Source organism: Hydrocarboniphaga sp., assembly GCF_028291725.1.
In the GTDB taxonomy this organism is placed as follows: domain Bacteria; phylum Pseudomonadota; class Gammaproteobacteria; order Nevskiales; family Nevskiaceae; genus Hydrocarboniphaga.
Genome location: NZ_JAQGNT010000022.1, coordinates 1 through 15493, shown reverse-complemented (window position 1 = coordinate 15493; position 15493 = coordinate 1). Strand labels below are relative to the sequence as shown.

At 60.7% G+C, this 15493-nt stretch carries 11 protein-coding genes and 2 pseudogenes; 3 read left to right on the top strand and 10 right to left on the bottom strand.

Features of this window, described 5'->3' with window-relative positions:
• Positions 1–26 precede the first annotated feature (26 nt).
• The 3 genes from JWQ90_RS05425 to JWQ90_RS05415 form a co-directional block, all read right to left on the bottom strand.
• A complete protein-coding gene (locus tag JWQ90_RS05425) occupies positions 27–779 on the bottom strand; it encodes an SDR family NAD(P)-dependent oxidoreductase (RefSeq protein WP_299690454.1) in 753 nt (250 codons plus the stop codon).
• Between the two features lie 58 nt (positions 780–837).
• Complete coding sequence (locus tag JWQ90_RS05420; protein ID WP_299690453.1) at positions 838–1425, bottom strand: carboxymuconolactone decarboxylase family protein; 588 nt, start codon at positions 1423–1425, stop codon at positions 838–840.
• Positions 1426–1550: 125 nt separating this feature from the next.
• The gene (locus JWQ90_RS05415) at positions 1551–2357 is read right to left on the bottom strand and encodes an enoyl-CoA hydratase/isomerase family protein (protein ID WP_299690451.1); all 807 of its coding nucleotides are present in this window, start codon (positions 2355–2357) and stop codon (positions 1551–1553) included.
• A gap of 227 nt (positions 2358–2584) precedes the next feature.
• Here JWQ90_RS05415 and JWQ90_RS05410 point away from each other — a divergent pair, with 227 nt between their 5' ends.
• Positions 2585–2764, top strand: coding sequence for a hypothetical protein (locus JWQ90_RS05410; RefSeq protein WP_299690449.1), 180 nt, complete (start codon positions 2585–2587; stop codon positions 2762–2764).
• Between the two features lie 127 nt (positions 2765–2891).
• On the opposite strand, the gene JWQ90_RS05405 is transcribed toward JWQ90_RS05410, so the two are convergent.
• The 4 genes and pseudogenes from JWQ90_RS05405 to JWQ90_RS05390 all read right to left on the bottom strand — a co-directional run.
• Positions 2892–5543 carry a TonB-dependent receptor gene (locus JWQ90_RS05405; RefSeq protein ID WP_299690448.1) on the bottom strand — a complete coding sequence of 884 codons (2652 nt, stop codon included), beginning with the start codon at positions 5541–5543 and terminating at the stop codon, positions 2892–2894.
• A gap of 518 nt (positions 5544–6061) precedes the next feature.
• Entirely contained in the window at positions 6062–6451 is a 390-nt protein-coding gene (locus JWQ90_RS05400) for a hypothetical protein (protein WP_299690447.1), read from the bottom strand.
• Positions 6452–6633: 182 nt separating this feature from the next.
• Positions 6634–7359: a TetR/AcrR family transcriptional regulator gene (locus JWQ90_RS05395; protein ID WP_299690445.1), complete on the bottom strand. Its 726-nt coding sequence runs from the start codon at positions 7357–7359 to the stop codon at positions 6634–6636.
• Between the two features lie 287 nt (positions 7360–7646).
• A pseudogene (locus tag JWQ90_RS05390) lies at positions 7647–7984 on the bottom strand (IS630 family transposase); the annotation flags it as partial.
• 442 nt (positions 7985–8426) lie between these two features.
• Between JWQ90_RS05390 and JWQ90_RS05385 the strand changes: the two are divergent.
• Together JWQ90_RS05385 and JWQ90_RS05380 are read left to right on the top strand one after the other, a co-directional pair.
• On the top strand, positions 8427–9848 hold the full coding sequence (locus tag JWQ90_RS05385) for an aromatic ring-hydroxylating dioxygenase subunit alpha (protein ID WP_299690442.1): 1422 nt from the start codon (positions 8427–8429) through the stop codon (positions 9846–9848).
• A 699-nt stretch (positions 9849–10547) separates the two neighbouring features.
• Positions 10548–13166 carry a TonB-dependent receptor gene (locus JWQ90_RS05380; protein WP_299690441.1) on the top strand — a complete coding sequence of 873 codons (2619 nt, stop codon included), beginning with the start codon at positions 10548–10550 and terminating at the stop codon, positions 13164–13166.
• Between the two features lie 47 nt (positions 13167–13213).
• On the opposite strand, the gene JWQ90_RS05375 is transcribed toward JWQ90_RS05380, so the two are convergent.
• From JWQ90_RS05375 to JWQ90_RS29125, 3 genes and pseudogenes are all read right to left on the bottom strand, one after another.
• Complete coding sequence (locus tag JWQ90_RS05375; protein WP_299690439.1) at positions 13214–13870, bottom strand: TetR/AcrR family transcriptional regulator; 657 nt, start codon at positions 13868–13870, stop codon at positions 13214–13216.
• A 262-nt stretch (positions 13871–14132) separates the two neighbouring features.
• A complete protein-coding gene (locus tag JWQ90_RS05370; RefSeq protein ID WP_299690438.1) occupies positions 14133–15353 on the bottom strand; it encodes a hypothetical protein in 1221 nt (406 codons plus the stop codon).
• Between the two features lie 11 nt (positions 15354–15364).
• Positions 15365–15493, bottom strand: a pseudogene (locus JWQ90_RS29125) (biopolymer transporter ExbD); the annotation flags it as partial.

The following is a 15493-nucleotide window of genomic DNA, read 5'->3' as shown; positions in this document are numbered from 1 at the left end:
GCCGACGAGGCGCCGGGCTCACGACATCACGACACGACGCGCCCGCCGTTGACGCCGATGGTCTGGCCGGTCACGTAACCGGCGCCTTCCGAAGCCAGCCACGAGCAAGCGCCGGCAATGTCGTCGGGTTCACCGACACGGCGCACCGGAATGGCCCCGATCAGCTTGTCTTCCGGTATCGCCGTCAGACCGGCCGCAACCGAGGCCTGCGACATTTCCGTACCCATCACCGAACCCGGCGGAATGTTGTTGCAAGTGATGCCCAGCGGCCCCAGTTCGCGCGCCAGCGAACGCGTCAGCGCGATAATCGCGCCCTTGGACGATGCGTAGTGCGCCATGTTCAGCGCGCCGGTCTGCGCGCTCGACGACGACAGGTTGACGATGCGGCCCCACTTGGCGGCCTTCATGTCGGCCAGCACCACCTGCGTGACGATGAAGGGCCCCTTCAGGTTGACCGTCATCATGCGATCCCAGACCTCGTCCGTGAGATCCTCGAACGCAGCAAAACCGGTAATGCCCGCGTTATTGACGAGGACGGTGACCGGACCGAAAGCTTCGCGCAGCCGGGTGACCGCGGCGGTAACCTGCGCGCGATCGGCGATGCTGGCCTTCAGCGCGATGGCCTTGCCACCCGCCGCCTTGATCTCGGCCACTACCCGCTCGCAACCTTCCAGGTTGAGATCAAGCACACCGATCGCCATTCCATCACGCGCGAGCCGCAGCGCACACGCCCTGCCGATGCCGGCCGCCGCACCGGTTACCAAAGCCGTTTTGCCCATTTTTCTTCCTCTCGTGTTGGCTTGTGTATCGTCAGCCGGAATGCGCTTCGCGCCAGCCTCAGTCCGGGGAGCCATATTGTTGCGCGAATTCCAGCAGCTCGGGCTCGAGCTGCATGCGTATCGCGTTGTATGTCAGCGCCAGCAGCATGTAGGTGCCGACCGTGAACAACAAATCCATGATCTGCCGCTGATCCAGATGCGACGAAAGCTCAGCCCAGGTCGCATCATCCAGATCGGAGCGGTCACGAAGCTGCTCGACCGCTCGAAGCACCGCGCGTTCTGGATGCGACCAATACTCGGAGCCCGCTCCAAGCTTGATGGGCTCGAACATCTCGGGCTCCAGGCCCCGGCGCAGCGATACTCCCACGTGACTGGTCCAGATGTAGCGCGAGTGTTGCAACCAGCCCACGCGGAGGATCGCGATCTGACGCAGCCGCAGCGGCAAGGTCGTGGTCGTCAGCAGATGCTTGTTGAACGCCAGATAGGGAGTCGCGAGTGCTGGATGCTGCGCGAGTGTGTTGAGCGCGTGATTGTTCTCGTTGTTGAGTTTGCTCACACCATCCATTGCAGCGAACATTGCGCGCACCTCGCCGGTGTTGCGCTGCGCCTCGGTGATCAGCGGAATACGCAGTGCGGTCTCAGTCATGCTGGGCTCTCGGATTCTGGCTAGCGAATGATGTTGGGATACTGAACGCGCGGCGCGACCTGCGTGTCGCGATAGTGACGATCACCAGCTCGCAGCTTCAAAGGCGGTGCGCCCGTTCGCCATGCTCAGTCGGCCTTGCCCTTGCTGCCGACACCTTTGAGGTAGCGCTCCATACCCGCGAGAAAGTCCGGGTTGAGCATCAGCGCGCTGTTGGCCAGGCGTTCCACGTTGCGCGCCTGTGCCAGGCCCACGTCGTGAGCCAGTTCGATCGCGATCTTGGCGGTGCCCATCTGCTCGCCATTCTGCTGCGCCAGATGGCGGCAGAAGTTCATCACGTCGTCGGCGAAGGTTTCGTCCGGGTAGACCTCGTGGACCAGGCCCATGATCTCGGCCTTGCTGGCATTGGCCGGCAGGTTGGCCATGATCAGGTAGCGTGTCCAGTGCGTGCCGATGATACGCGCCAGGCGGCTGACGCCGTTGGACGCCGGCAGCACGCCGAACTTGCCTTCCGGGAATGCGTAGCTCGCACTCTTGGCCGCCAGGCGGAAGTCGCAGGACAGCGACATCTCCAGGCCGCCACCAACGCACATGGCGTGATGCGCGACGACGATGGGCTTTTCGATGTGCTCCATCTCGTCGTAGATGCGATGCATGCCATTGAGCCTGAGGCGATGGTTCTCGCGGATGGCCGAGCCGCTGCGTGTCGAAGCAGCCGAGCCGCTACGCAGGTCGGCGCCCGAACAGAAGTAGCGGCCGGCCGCCCTTATCAGCATGACCTTCAACTCGGGCGTGTCGCGGAACCGGTGCAAGGTGATCTCGAACAGCTCCATCATCTGCGGGGTGATGGCGTTGAGCTTTTCCGGCCGGTTGAGCGTGGCGATCAGGATGCCGCCGTCCTCCTCGGTCAGCAGGTGCGGTGCTTCGTTGGACATGCGTGTCTCCTTTTTGATCAAGCGCGGGTGCGCGGCGGACCAGGATTGTGTTCGGCGATCGCTGCGATGCGCCCCATGGAACAGGTCGGGGTTATGATTGGCGCATCCCCACCGACGTTTCTCCCAGTCTCTACTTTAACGAATTACGAACGTCGGGAGGTCAATTCTTTCGACAGACCGCAGCGTTCGACACAACAACAGCGCTGTGCATCAGCGGGAGTCGCCGCGTGATCAGCCAGCCGTGGAAATTCATCGGGTCGGGGTTTGGCTTGCAGCAGGCGGCGGCGCGGGTGCATTCCTGCAGCAGCGCTTCAGCAGACGGCTCGATCGAACGAACCTGCAGCGGCACGGAAACCGGCGCCCTTGTGGCGCCGCTTGATGACGATGACAGCCATCATCGTCAATAGTCCAGCAAGTAAACCTCCGGGCAAGCCACCGGCAGGATGATGGCGCGAGCAGACGCTCACGATCAGATGATATTCGGGCTCGAGCAAATTGCTCGAGCCCGAAGTTTTCAGACCTCAGGTCTTGCTCTTATTGACCAAACGTGTAACGCAGACTTGCACCGTACATGGCGGGCTCGCCCAGCGTCGCGCTCTCGAAACCGGCGCCGTCCAATCCCGCTACGAAGTTATAGTACTTCTCGTGCGTCACGTTGGTTGCGAACAACGAGAGGTCGAACTCCGATCTCATGATCGAACTCCAGCTCAAGTTCAGGTTGAGAAGATTTCGCGCATCTAGATCGCCCCAGTTGCCCCCCAGATTCTCCACGGTCGACGGAGAGTGCAGATAGTCGTAGTTCGACAGCTGCTTATCGGTATGAATAAACGTCGGACCTCCCGAAATCTTTCCAATGTCGGCGCTGAGCGGCAGCGTGTAGACGGCGGAGGCTGCCAACTTGTTCTTCGGCGAAAGTGCGAGCGGATCGCCCTTCTGGATCGACGATGATGTTGTGAACTCAGTCGGGTCCGTCGTGGGCAAGGTGAACTTTGTGATCTCGGTTTTCAGGTAGGCGTAGTTGACTTCGAGTACCAAGCCTTTAACCGGGACGATGACCGCGTCAAGCTCCACACCATAGATCTTCGACGCACCCGCATTGGCGATAGCCGTTGTGGAGGAATTGCCCGAACCCGGTGTGCCGTTAAATCCAATCTGCAACTGCTGATTGCTAAAGTCGTTGTAGAAGCCGGCTATATCGAAGGTTCCTTTAACGACGCTGTTGAAGCTCGTCTTCAGGCCCAGTTCGTAGGTATCGACCTGTTCCGGCTTGAACGTACTAAAGGCAGCGGGCGCGTTGACAAAAACACCACCTGCACGATAACCCCGCTTGTAACTGACGTAGGTCAACACGTTGTCGAGCGGCTTGTAGTCAAGGTCGACCAGCCAGGTCGGCGCTTGCGATTTGGCCTCCAGGCTCTCGGTGCACGACGGAGCGAAGTTTTGATCGGTACAGGCCGCCGTCGGCGTGGTGCCGACGGAATAATATGGCCCGTTGTACACACTGGGGAATGTATAGCCGATACGCGTGCTGGTATTTTGCTGCCGGTCCCAGGTGTAACGGTAACCGCCAGTGAACTTCCACTGGTCCGTTATGGCGTATGACAACTGCGAATAAATGCCGATGTCGCGGAATGTCGTCTCACCCGAAGTGTAGTTGACCGCGCCGATCGCAAGCGGAAAAGTGACCGTACCACCTTGCCCGTTCGGATACGTTCCGGGCGGTGGGGGCGGGCTCGGATAGGTGGAAAAGTTTGTGGCATCCAGACCGAGATAGTCCGCGCACTGCAGATCTTCAGCACTCGTGCACGAAGCCAGGAACGGAGACTGGGCACCGGAATGGCTCAACGGACGGCTCGATTCGTAATAGACACCGCTTTGATAGGTCAGGCGCTCGTTGAGTGCCGAGCCCTGCAACTGCATTTCTTCGGTGAACGTGTTTTGGGCAGCCGAGTGTTGTCCCGAGGGCGCCTGGACAAAGGAGAAAGGAAGGACATGGGGTGTATCAGCCGGATTTAATGAATTCGTGATTCTCCAATCCGTGCCGAACAGGGCGCTGCGCAGATCGTCGGTAAGCTCGGCGTAGCTGACGATATTCTTGGCCGTGAGCGTGTCAGTGGCGTGCCAAGTGGTGGTGTTAATCGCCTGCCAGGTCTTAAGCCTGGACTCCGGCGAGGTGATGTCGCTCTGCAGCGTATAAAACCCGTCGCCTCTCGCCTTGTTCCGGGCGGCTTGAGCACACGGGCCCGGATTTCCGAATCCGTTCAATAGCGCGCCCAGCGGGTTGGTCTCTGAACTGGGATCGGCATTGCAGGCAATCAGTTTCTGGACGCTGCCGTTGGTGTCCGAATTGCTGTAGGACCCGATAAAATAGTTCTCGAGGTTCGGCGTGGCGTCCCACACCACACTGGCCCGCGCAGCGACGTAATTCACGTCGTTGAAATCACTGGGGCCAATGCCGGAATTATTGTCGAGGTAGCCATCCCGCGTTTCATGGTCGACCGCGAAGCGCGCGCGCAGCGTGTCGTTGATCGGCAGGTTGATGGCGCCCTGGGTGCGATACATGCCGTAGTTGCCGACCGAGCCTTCAACATAGCCTCCAAACTCGGAGGTCGGCTTCCTCGGCACGAAAAGGATGGAGCCACCCGTCGTGTTGCGACCCTGCAGCGTGCCCTGCGGCCCCTTCAGGACCTGAACGTTCTGCAGGTCGAAGAAGTTGCCCGGGCCGGCGCCATCGCCCACTTGAATGCCGTTGGAGACACCGCGCGGCGCGACCACGTCGGCAAAATAGACGCCGACAGATGGCGGCGTCCCGGCATCCTGCACGAACCCGCGGATCGCGAACGAAGCGTTTTCGTTGCCAAAGTTGTTATTGGCCGAGAGTGACGGTGTGATGTTCGCAAGATCGGTGGAATTTACCAGGTTGTTCCTGGCGATCTGCTCCTCGCTGAACACGGTGATCGAGATCGGAACGTCCTGCAGACGCTCTTCGATACGCCGCGCGGTGACGATCACTTCGGAAATATCGTCGGAGGCAGCGTCGGCTTTTGCAGCGGGCGCTGCCTCCGCCGGCTGCGCCGCGATCGGAGCCGTCTCCGCGCCATTTTCTTGGGCGCCTGCCGGCAAGGCCAAGCCCAGGCCGAATGCCAGCGTCATGCATAACTGGGCTTTGCAACTACTGTCGTTCATTAGCTCTCCTCACACCGTTGGATTGAAGCACTCGCTAAAGCACGCTTCTGGCGACCCGTCTGCACAGAAACTTTTGCGCCACGTAGACCGAGATCACGAGACACTAGGGCTGCTACAGGACAAGGAGAGTTTTGGGGCGAACACCCTCTCGGCAGACCAAGCGAGCTTGGGTGTACCGGGACTGTGCTGGCCATGCGGCGACCGGTCCGACCGGCTGCAAGACGACGCAGCTTCGACCGACACAATGTCGCTTTCCGAAAACAACAGCTCACGCTCTCCTCCAACATCGTCCTTTTTTTATGTAGCTGCTTACTGGACGACCATAGACGTGCAGTGCGACTCTTCGGACGCTTTGCTGCAGACCGCCGCAGCACGACGGTGGCAAGGAAGCTACTCCCAGCAAACGATGCCCGTCAACAGTGTTGATTTCATTCTGGCACGTCTACGGGTGGGATAATTAATACCGGTCTCCTTCAGTGTCGTTGAAGGGCTCCAAAGCGGTTCGTCTTCTACGAGCCTCAGAACGCTATGAACTGAGCGTCATTCGTTGATTCGACAGAGCACCGGCGGCGCTTTCTTGCTTGTAAATGCAATAGCGCCGAAATAATGCCGCCGCCAATCCCGACAGATACGGATGGATACAGATAGATACAGATGGAATCGGCACGGGCCGGGCAGCGAAACCCTTGACCATGCACCGCGGCAGGCGGGGCGCTGTGCGCCGGGCGCTTCGATGTCCGCTCTTGTGGATCATCCAGGGGGCCTGCAGCATGTCCGGCCGGCACCGCCTGCATGGATACCAGCAGGCTCTGGTGCTTGACGACCATGACCATGCCCCAGGTCTTCTTGCCCATCACGATGAAGTTCCGGAACAGCCCGATGCCCTCGTCGCCGATCAGCTTATTCACCGGGCCAGACTTGGCCTGGACTTGCTTGACCGCGGCATCACCCCGGGCGGGATGGCCGGGCGTATTCCGGTCGACGGGGCAAAACTGAAACAGCGGTCTCTGCGCATCAACGCTGGTCGCTGATAGCGGAATGACGAAACGAGGCGATGCGCGCGGCCGGGAACCTGCCCCGGCCCCTCGCTTTACTTGGACCGTCGACTCGTGCCCGCAGCGACCTTTTTCGGCGCTTTTGGGGGCGTCTTTTTCGGTGCTTTTTTCGACAGCTTGGCGGCGAGCGCGGGATACTTCTCCGGTCGCATGTTGCCGTACAGGCTCAAGCGCAGGATCTCATCCGAAAACCGCGTGGCCATGAGCTGGCGGTCCTTGGCCGTGCGCGTATGGGCGCGCGCCCATACGGGCCAAAGAAAGGTGCCGATGATCATCAGCACCGTGTGCACGTCGATGTCGATACCAGGCTGTGCGGACTCGGATTTTGCAAACTTCTGGAACCGCTGCCGGTACTGTTTCCAGAATGGGTCGTTAGCCGGATGCGGCGAACTGAGCACATGGAACAGCCAGGCACGCCCGAGTTCCGGATTCTGCATCGCGAATTGCACCATGTGCTCGCTGACGTGCTGCGGATCAATGTGCTCTACTGGGCTGCGCGGGGCGAGTCCACCAAATACGGCTTCGCACAGTTGTTCGCTAACCCAAACCGTGGTTGCGTCCACGAGTTGCTCGCGCGTTTGGAAGTGCTGATAGGCCGTGCCGCGGTTAACCCCGGCGAGCTGGGCAACCTGCGACACGCTGAGTCCTTCCGGGCCGTCCTTCGCAAGCAGCGTCCCGGCGGCCTCCAGAATGGCCATGCGCGTCCCGTCCGGATCCCGCCGCCGCCGTGGCTTGGTGGCTGCCGCCTCGTTCTTCTTCAATGCCATCCCCTACTTAGATTAAGAATAACTGCGCGATGCTAGCGGATATTCTCAGAATCGACATCAACCTGACACATACGATCGCTGCATTGCCGCCTACGCTAAGGCCAGGCTAGGCAAGACGCGGACAGGCGGCATCGTGGTGGCTAGGCGGACGACGAGCAACTCGGCAGGGCCGCAAGCCGCGGTCAGGGCCATGGCGCGCAGCGGAGCACCACACCTCTGGCAAACTCGTCGCTTTCCTGACCGACATCACCGCCAAGCGGCCGGCAAGGCTCAAACCAGGTCGAAAGACTGGCGGTGGCCGAGACATGCTTCCAGTTGAAATGAAACTGGATGATCGGCGTTTGGTCCCTGGGGCCCCAGGTGCGCATCGGCGTGGGCCGCTCACTCAGGCCCGACTCGTCGATAAAAGCGATCAGTCGCCGCGCGACCGAGCAGATATTTGAGCGCGGGCCAGGTCTTGCGCCTCCATACCCGCACCCCAGACTCGTTGCGCGCGATGGCGCGCCGCTCGGGTTTTTGCGAGCTGAATCCCATCGAGCCGAGCCTTGCAGGTATAGGTGATCTGCCGTGCCACGCCTACCTATCGGGCAGCCTCTGCGGGCGTCGTTCCCGCCAGCATCAATCACCCCGCCCGTATCCGCTTGCGCGCGGCTTCGTCCAGCTTGGCCATACAACCCCTCCGATCTAATATCCGATCAGGTTATCCAGCAGCGCGCATTTCATGTCATGGATTGTTTGGTCCTCAACAACGGAACGAGCGCGCTCCGATCACCCGATTGGCCTTGACTTCCGTCGCTTACCTGAATCCACCCGGTCGCAGTGGTCGCGATGGCGGTTCTGGTCACCAGTGATGTGCAGATAGCTCATGGGACTCGTTGCCCCGATACGTCGCGCTTGAAATGCGCATCTCCGTGGGCGTAGATTCTGACTCCGCGGCTTTGCTGGAGATCATCGCCGCAGTCACACCGGATCGACTCGACTTGCGTCGGGTCCGCCGGGCTCGGCGACGCAGGGTAGGGTCGCTCGGCATGGGCCTGTTAATGAATGGAGGAACTTAGAAAATGAACGAGCTGGCTCAGCGAACAGCCCTCAAGAATGCTTCAGGCGGCGGCAGCTCTTGGCCGCCGAGCTGGAACACCATGCCGCACGGTATCAGCGTAGGCCGCTATATCGATCCGGCCTTCGCCGCGCTGGAGTACGAAAAGCTCTGGAGCAAGGTCTGGCAGGCCGCGGCTCGGCTCGACGAAATTCCCCAGGCCGGCGACTACACGGTGTACAACATCGGCGACCAGTCGGTGCTCCTGGTGCGTACGAACGCCGATACGGTCAAGGTTTATCACAACGTCTGCCCGCATCGCGGGACCGCGCTGGGAGAAGGCAGCGGCACATTCGAGAATTCCCGCATCATGTGCCCGTTCCACGGCTGGCGCTGGAGCCTCGAGGGCCAGACTCAGTTCATCCTGGAGCGCCAGGAATTTCGTGGTGGCGAGCTGCGCGACAGCGACGTGGCCCTGAAGGAAGTCCATTCGGTGGTTTTCGCGGGCTTCGTGTTCATCAATCTGGACCGTAATCCGCAGCCCTTCGACGAGTTCATCGCGCCGATCCGTACGATGATGGAGAATCTTGCGGTCGGCGAGATGCGCCACTACTGGTGGAAGGCGATTCCGGTCCCGGCCAACTGGAAAGTCGCACAAGAGGCTTTCTTCGAGGCCTTCCACGTTCCGGCAACGCACCCGCAGCTCGAAGTCCGAGGAGCCAAGGTCGTGAGCGGTCTTGCGCCGGAAACCGATTTCGTCGATTTCACGCATCGCAATGTCGTCTACGAAGTCTTCGACAAGGGCCACGGGCGCTTCATCGGCGGCAAGAAGACGCCGATGCAAGGACACGTCAGCGATATGCGTGCTGATACTCTACTGGAATCGATGGCGGCACGTTTGTCGCTGCTCGTCGTCGGCATGGATGCACAGGTGCTGCAGAAAGACGTTGATGTTCTGCTGTCGCTGCGCGGCAAGCCGATCCCTGAGGACTCCAGCCTCGGCGGCGAATACATCAAGGCGCTCTACAAGCAGGCGGGCGAGCAGCAGCGACCGATGCCCGCGCCGACGCCCGAGAATCTCGGCATGTGGGGCGGCGAGGTCTTCCTGTTCCCGAACGTCATGATCCTGCCGCAGGCCGGCAACGCGATGATCTATCGCGTGCGCCCCGATGGACTCGACCCCGACAAGTGCGTCTTCGAGATCATGTCGACCACGACGTATCCAGCCGGCCACAAGGTGGAACGCGCAGTCGTCGAGCAGGTCACCGATCTTCAGGATCCCGAGCAGGTGCTGCTGATTCCACGCCAAGATCTGAGCAACATCCCACGCATGCAGAAGGGGCTCCATTCGAGGGGCATTCGCCAGACCTGGCTCGCTGTCGAGCAGGAAAAAATCATCCTGAACATGCACCGCGAGTTGGATCGCTACCTGCACGCCGAAGCCTGATCCGTGGTTCTTTCCGGTGTCGCCTTCAGGCGGCACCGGCCATCTCGCGCCGTTTAAAAAAAAGCCGAGATCCGTATGCAGGATGCAAACAATCCACGCATCAGGCCTTTGCTTTGTTGCCACCGGATTGGGACGAGACGGCCTACGACGCGCTAGCGATCCGGCCTGGCAGCGGCTCTCGGCCCATTTCGACACCGCGCAACTCATCGACGTCGTATTCCCCCCGGTCGGTTGCTACGACCTGTTGGCCATGCCGTTCAAGAGTTTCGGCGTGCAGCCGAAACCGGGCGTCGCCCCGTTGCCGTCCGATCTCCGCACGCGCTTGCATGACCATGCGGATAGATAGCGTCATCCGCGATTCGAGGGGACCGGCATAAGCCTGCTGATGGCGGGCCCAAGCTCAAGCAGGGTTTGCAGCAGGACCCTCGATATCCGTCCGAAGCCGGCAGAGGCTCATGGCGGGCATTGCCTACCCCAGCAGAGTACCGCCCCGCGGCGAACGCTCAGGTGTGTCTGTACAGCTGTCCATCACTGTTGTTCATATATAGATCTTTAAACGATACCCGACAGTTGCCATTGTTATCCGTTCGTCGCAAAGTAGCGGCGAGCCCTTGGGAATATGGGCACGTGGTTATCACTGCCGCCTCGGCGCGCAGGCTGTAGCTGATGCCATCAATAAAATATAGAGAGGAGAGCTAGATGAAACAGGGATTCAATCTCGAGTTTGGCGTGCGCCCCGTGGTTGCGACGATACGAGGCCGACGCAGCGGAATGAGGGCGGCCGCGATGCTGTTGCTGACCAGTGCAGCTTACGCCGGCGTTGCGCTGGCGCGGGACCCGGCGGCGGCGCCACCCGCGGCGGCGGAAGTGCAACCGATCGCGTTGCCCGCGACGGATGCGCCGCCGCCGACATCAGAGACTCAAGGGAACCAGGCCGCCGTGCCTGCACAGGCTGAGACCCGCGCCGCGCCCGAAGTCGCTGCAGATCAGTCGACGTCGGGAATCGAAGAAGTAGTGGTCACCGCCCGGCGTCGCGAGGAAAGCGCTCAGAGCGTGCCGATTGCCATCACCGCGCTGAGCGGCGACGCACTCGAAACTCACCATATCAACAACATTGAGGGGCTGGCGACGGTTGTGCCGACGCTGTCGATCAGCCAGTCCTCGGGGCGCGAAAACTCACCGGTGTATTCGCTGCGCGGTATCCGCCCCACCGAGTCGCTGTATGGCCAGGATCCGACGGTCGCCATTTATTTTGCTGACGCCGTACTGTCACCTGCCGAAGGCACCAATCTCGGGATGTACGACCTGGCGTCGGTACAGGTGCTGAAGGGTCCGCAAGGCACGCTGTTCGGACGCAATACGACCGGCGGCGCCATCCTGCTGACGCCGCGTCGTCCAGGCAACAGCTTTGGCGCCGACATCATGGTCGGCTACGGCAGCTACGGCTTGAATGAAACCCAGGTGGGCGTCGACATACCCGCTTCTGATACGTTCGCGTTGCGCCTGTCCGGCCGCACCATCAACAGCGAGGGCTATCAGACCAATGTGGCGCCGGGTCCGTTGTATGGCAGCAAGCTCGGCGGCGAGGATACCCGATCGGTACGCCTCTCGGCGGTTTGGAATCCGACGGATTCCATCGAGAACTACATGGTCGTGATGTATGACCAAAGGCACACGAACGGCCGCGGAATGGTGCTGAAGGCAGCAAACCCGGACCCGAGTCCGCTCAACAGCGCAAGGTGCTATGACGGCCCGGGCAATCCGGTTACCGGCGGACAGCCCTGCAACCGGTTTGAGACCACTGATTTGCCGTCGATCTACGATGCGGTTGAACGGGCCAATCATCGCGACATCAATGATGTCGAAAGTGACATGCGCCAATTTGAAAATCTCGAGTCTTCAGGTGTGGTCAACACCACGTCGATCAAACTCGGCGACGAGCTGACGCTGAAAGGCATTGGCGCCTACCACGACTTCAAGACCGCTCAGAGCATCGACCTCGACGCCTCAGGCATTCCAGGCGAACTCACGGCCGAAGGGGACGAGGCTTTGCATCATGCCAGCTACGAATTGCAACTACTCGGCACTGCGTTCGACCAACGCCTGAACTGGGTTACCGGCCTCTACTGGTATTACGAAACCGGCTTCCAGAACTCGCCGGGCCGCGTATCGGAAGGCGCTTCCGGCAGCAATCCGTTCAGTCAATACGGGGCGGTGAAGGACACGAGCTACTCGGCCTTTGCTCAGGGTTCCTACAATCTGACTTCAGATTTGTCGCTAACCGCTGGTGTGCGCATGAACAAGGACGAGCGGGAAATGACGCTCGAGACGCATACGCCAACGGTTTGCATCTTGAAAGACCAGAACGGTCAGCCGCTGACGCTGGACAACTGCTCGGTCACGCTTTCGGACTCGTTCTCCCAGCCTACCGGGACCGTGTCACTCGACTACAAATTGCGCCCCGACTCGCTGGTGTATCTGGCCAGCCGGCTTGGCTATCGCTCCGGAGGTTTCAACCTGCGTGCGACCAACCCGTTGACATATGAGCCATACAAACAGGAAACCGTCAACGATCTGGAGCTTGGAACCAAGACCGACTGGTCGGTCGGTTCGTGGCGCATGCGCAGCAATGCCGACACGTTCTACCAATTGTATGACGACATTCAGCGCACGGTCGGCGTCACCAGCACGACGGGCGTTCCAGGATCGGCCGTCCAGAACGCGGCCAAGGCGAAAGTCTTTGGCATTGAACTCGAACAGACCATCGCTCCAACCCGCAATTTGTCGCTCCAGCTGAACTACGCCTACACCTATCCGAAGTACGACCAGTGGACCGAGATCGGCTCCGATCCGGTCGATCCGACCGCGACCACAAAGGTGTATCCGGTTGTCGACCTGAGCAAGACGCCGTTCCATTTCACGCCCAAGCATTCGGGTAGTGCGACGCTGGCGTACACCGTGCCGCTGGGAACCGAAGTGGGGCAGTTGAACTTCACGAGCACCGCTTCCTATCGCAGTGGCGTCTGGATTAATTCCTTGCAGACCATCCAGGCCATCAATCGGACGCCGGAGAATATCCGCCCCTTTCTGCAGCAGAAGGCCTATTGGCTGCTGGACCTCAGCGCCGGCTGGTCGGGCGTGATGGGCACTAGCTTCGACGTCAATGCCTACGCGAAGAATGTCACCGACGAGGAATACAAAGTGGGCGGTATCCAGCTTTATGAGTCCGCCTACGCGAGCGTCAGTCGGCAAGGTCTGCTCACTGCGGCCTACGGCCCGCCGCTGACTTACGGCCTGCAGTTGCGCTACCGGTTCTGAGCGGCACCTGATCGACGAGCCCCGGATCATTCCGGGGCTCGGCTTGTTTAGCGCATGCGCACGCCGTTCAGGAACAGCCCCACACAAATCCGCACACGCTCCTTGAGCAGCTTTTCGTCGACCGAATCGCCCCACACCATGGCGCGACTGGGCGTCCCGATCACCATCGAAAGAAATGCCAGGGCGGCGATTTCCGGCTGTCTGACGCGAATCGTGCCCGCCTTCGCATGACGGCGTAGCAGATCGGCCAGGAAATTGACGGTGGGAACGGTGCCCTGGTCATAGGCCAGAGCAAAAATTTCCGGGAATCGGTAGGACTCGGCGTTGAGGATGCGCTGCAGCCGCAGGCCATCCGGGCTATTCGCATTCTGCATGCGGATGCGCGCGACGGCCTTGAGCGTACCTTCCAGATCATCGCAATCGAGGGCGTGCAGCGCTTCCACCGGAACGATCCAGCGCTCGATGGCGCGTTGCACCGTGGCCGCGAAGAGCGCCTTCTTGTCCGCGTACTGGCTGTAAACGGTGCGCTTAGTCATGCCGACCGCCACGGCAATGGCCTCTATGGTCGTCATCACGAAGCCTTTCTCTAGGAATTGCTCAAGCGCTTCGTCCAGCAGCTCTTCGTGGCGCAGCCGCGCCCGTTCGGGTGTGGGGCGCCCGGCAGGTGGACGGACTCTGCGGACAACACGCGGTGATTTGGGCATTCCGAATTTATCTGCCAGCCGCGGCTCGCTGGACGATCAAACCAGGAAAGTATTCGATCTCGGACCAGAGGCCGACGGCTGGCAATAGTATCAGCCGGCCAGGCCGAGATGGCTGCGGCGCATCAGGGCAGTCCTAGGCATCGCCATGTCCGCTGCAGTACGGGCGGAAGACCACAACCGGCTTGAAGTAGCGCCGATAAAAACGGCAAAAGCCAGGAATTTCGAATGCGGCTTCAGACGCTGCAGGCTCTGACTGCCTGCATCACATCGAACGGGATTTGATCAGCCACAGACGCGCCACATCCTTGGAGCCATCATCGCCGCTGACGTCTTCAAATGTCTTCTGCGCCCGATCTTCGCTTCCGGCGACTTGATAGGCATATCCCAGTAGCAGCTTCGCCTGGTCGGGCTTCTTGAGGCCGCCCTTTGCCAGGCCCTGCTCCATCAATTTCAGACCCCGGTCGGCTTCGCCATAAGTGGTCAGGTTGTAACCGGTGGCGACAAGCGCATCGCCGGCAGCCCGAGCCGCAGCGACCTTCTCGCCTTCGGCGAGCGTCGCGCGATCTTCAGCGATTTTTCTGGTCACCAGGTCTTTCAGCTGCTTGTGGCGTGCCGCGTCCGCGCCTTCACCGAGCTTCTTCCTGTCGTAGCCCTCGTCGATGAACTGTTTGGCCTCGGCTGGAAATCCTGCCTGGAGTGCGAGCTGGCTGGCATCCATGTAATCGGCGCTGTCCTCCAGCGTGGCGGTTGCCTTGCGCAGCCGGTACACGTCCAGAGCGAGGTTCGGCGAAAACCCGGGCTTGTTGCTGGTGCGGACGATCAGGTCCAGCCAGTATTCCCTCTTCGGCATATAGGCGACGATCTTCTCGAGCGCCCGCGTGTAGGCCGCCATGTCGTCCTGCTTGAGCGCGCACGAGGCCAGAAGCTGCAGCTGGATATCCGAAGGTCTCTGGCCAGCCTTCTCGGCCGCTTCGATTTCGGCGGCAAGCGTCTGGCCGGCTTCGCCATACTGCCCGGACAGATACTGCGACTGCGCCAGCAGGCCAAGGGTCTCGGCGCTGTTGCCGCCCGCTTGCTTGTACTGCTGGACCGCGCTTGCTGTCTTGGCGTAATCCTTGATGCCGTAGTTGATCCTGACGTAAGCATCCAGGGTCTGGACCTTCTCTTCGGCCGGCAACTCGGGCGAAGCGATGATCTGCTCGTAGGCCGCGGCCGCTCCCTTGTAGTCGCCTGTACCGATGGCCGCCTGAGCACTCAGACGGGCAAAGATGTAGCTTTCGTAGGACGTGAATTTGCCTACCGCCTCGGCCTTGGCCAGGTTGGCCTTGGCATCGTCGTAGTTCTTGGCCTGCAGGGCGGTCTGCGCCGCCTGCAGGGGTTTACCGACCTCTGAACGCAGAGCCGGCGGCTTGTCGGCGGCAAGAAGAGGCGACTGCGCGGCCAGCAGAATAGCCACGACCATCAGAGGAATTCCGTACTTCATGTTGCGCATCCTCACTGCATGAATTGTTCATTACCGACGAGCCCGATCTTGGTCACGCCATGGCGTTGCGCCGACGCCAGCACCGCGGCGACGTACTTGTATTCGACGAGCTTGTTCGGCCGGATGTGGAATTCGCTCTG

Excerpts from the sequence above, each read along its gene's own strand:
- JWQ90_RS05375 (WP_299690439.1), bottom strand. The coding sequence starts at position 13,870 with ATGCCCAAATCACCGCGTGTTGTCCGCAGAGTCCGTCCACCTGCCGGG.
- JWQ90_RS05405 (WP_299690448.1), bottom strand. The coding sequence starts at position 5,543 with ATGAACGACAGTAGTTGCAAAGCCCAGTTATGCATGACGCTGGCATTC.
- JWQ90_RS05385 (WP_299690442.1), top strand. The coding sequence starts at position 8,427 with ATGAACGAGCTGGCTCAGCGAACAGCCCTCAAGAATGCTTCAGGCGGC.
- JWQ90_RS05425 (WP_299690454.1), bottom strand. The coding sequence starts at position 779 with ATGGGCAAAACGGCTTTGGTAACCGGTGCGGCGGCCGGCATCGGCAGG.
- JWQ90_RS05370 (WP_299690438.1), bottom strand. The coding sequence starts at position 15,353 with ATGAAGTACGGAATTCCTCTGATGGTCGTGGCTATTCTGCTGGCCGCG.
- JWQ90_RS05415 (WP_299690451.1), bottom strand. The coding sequence starts at position 2,357 with ATGTCCAACGAAGCACCGCACCTGCTGACCGAGGAGGACGGCGGCATC.
- JWQ90_RS05380 (WP_299690441.1), top strand. The coding sequence starts at position 10,548 with ATGAAACAGGGATTCAATCTCGAGTTTGGCGTGCGCCCCGTGGTTGCG.
- JWQ90_RS05420 (WP_299690453.1), bottom strand. The coding sequence starts at position 1,425 with ATGACTGAGACCGCACTGCGTATTCCGCTGATCACCGAGGCGCAGCGC.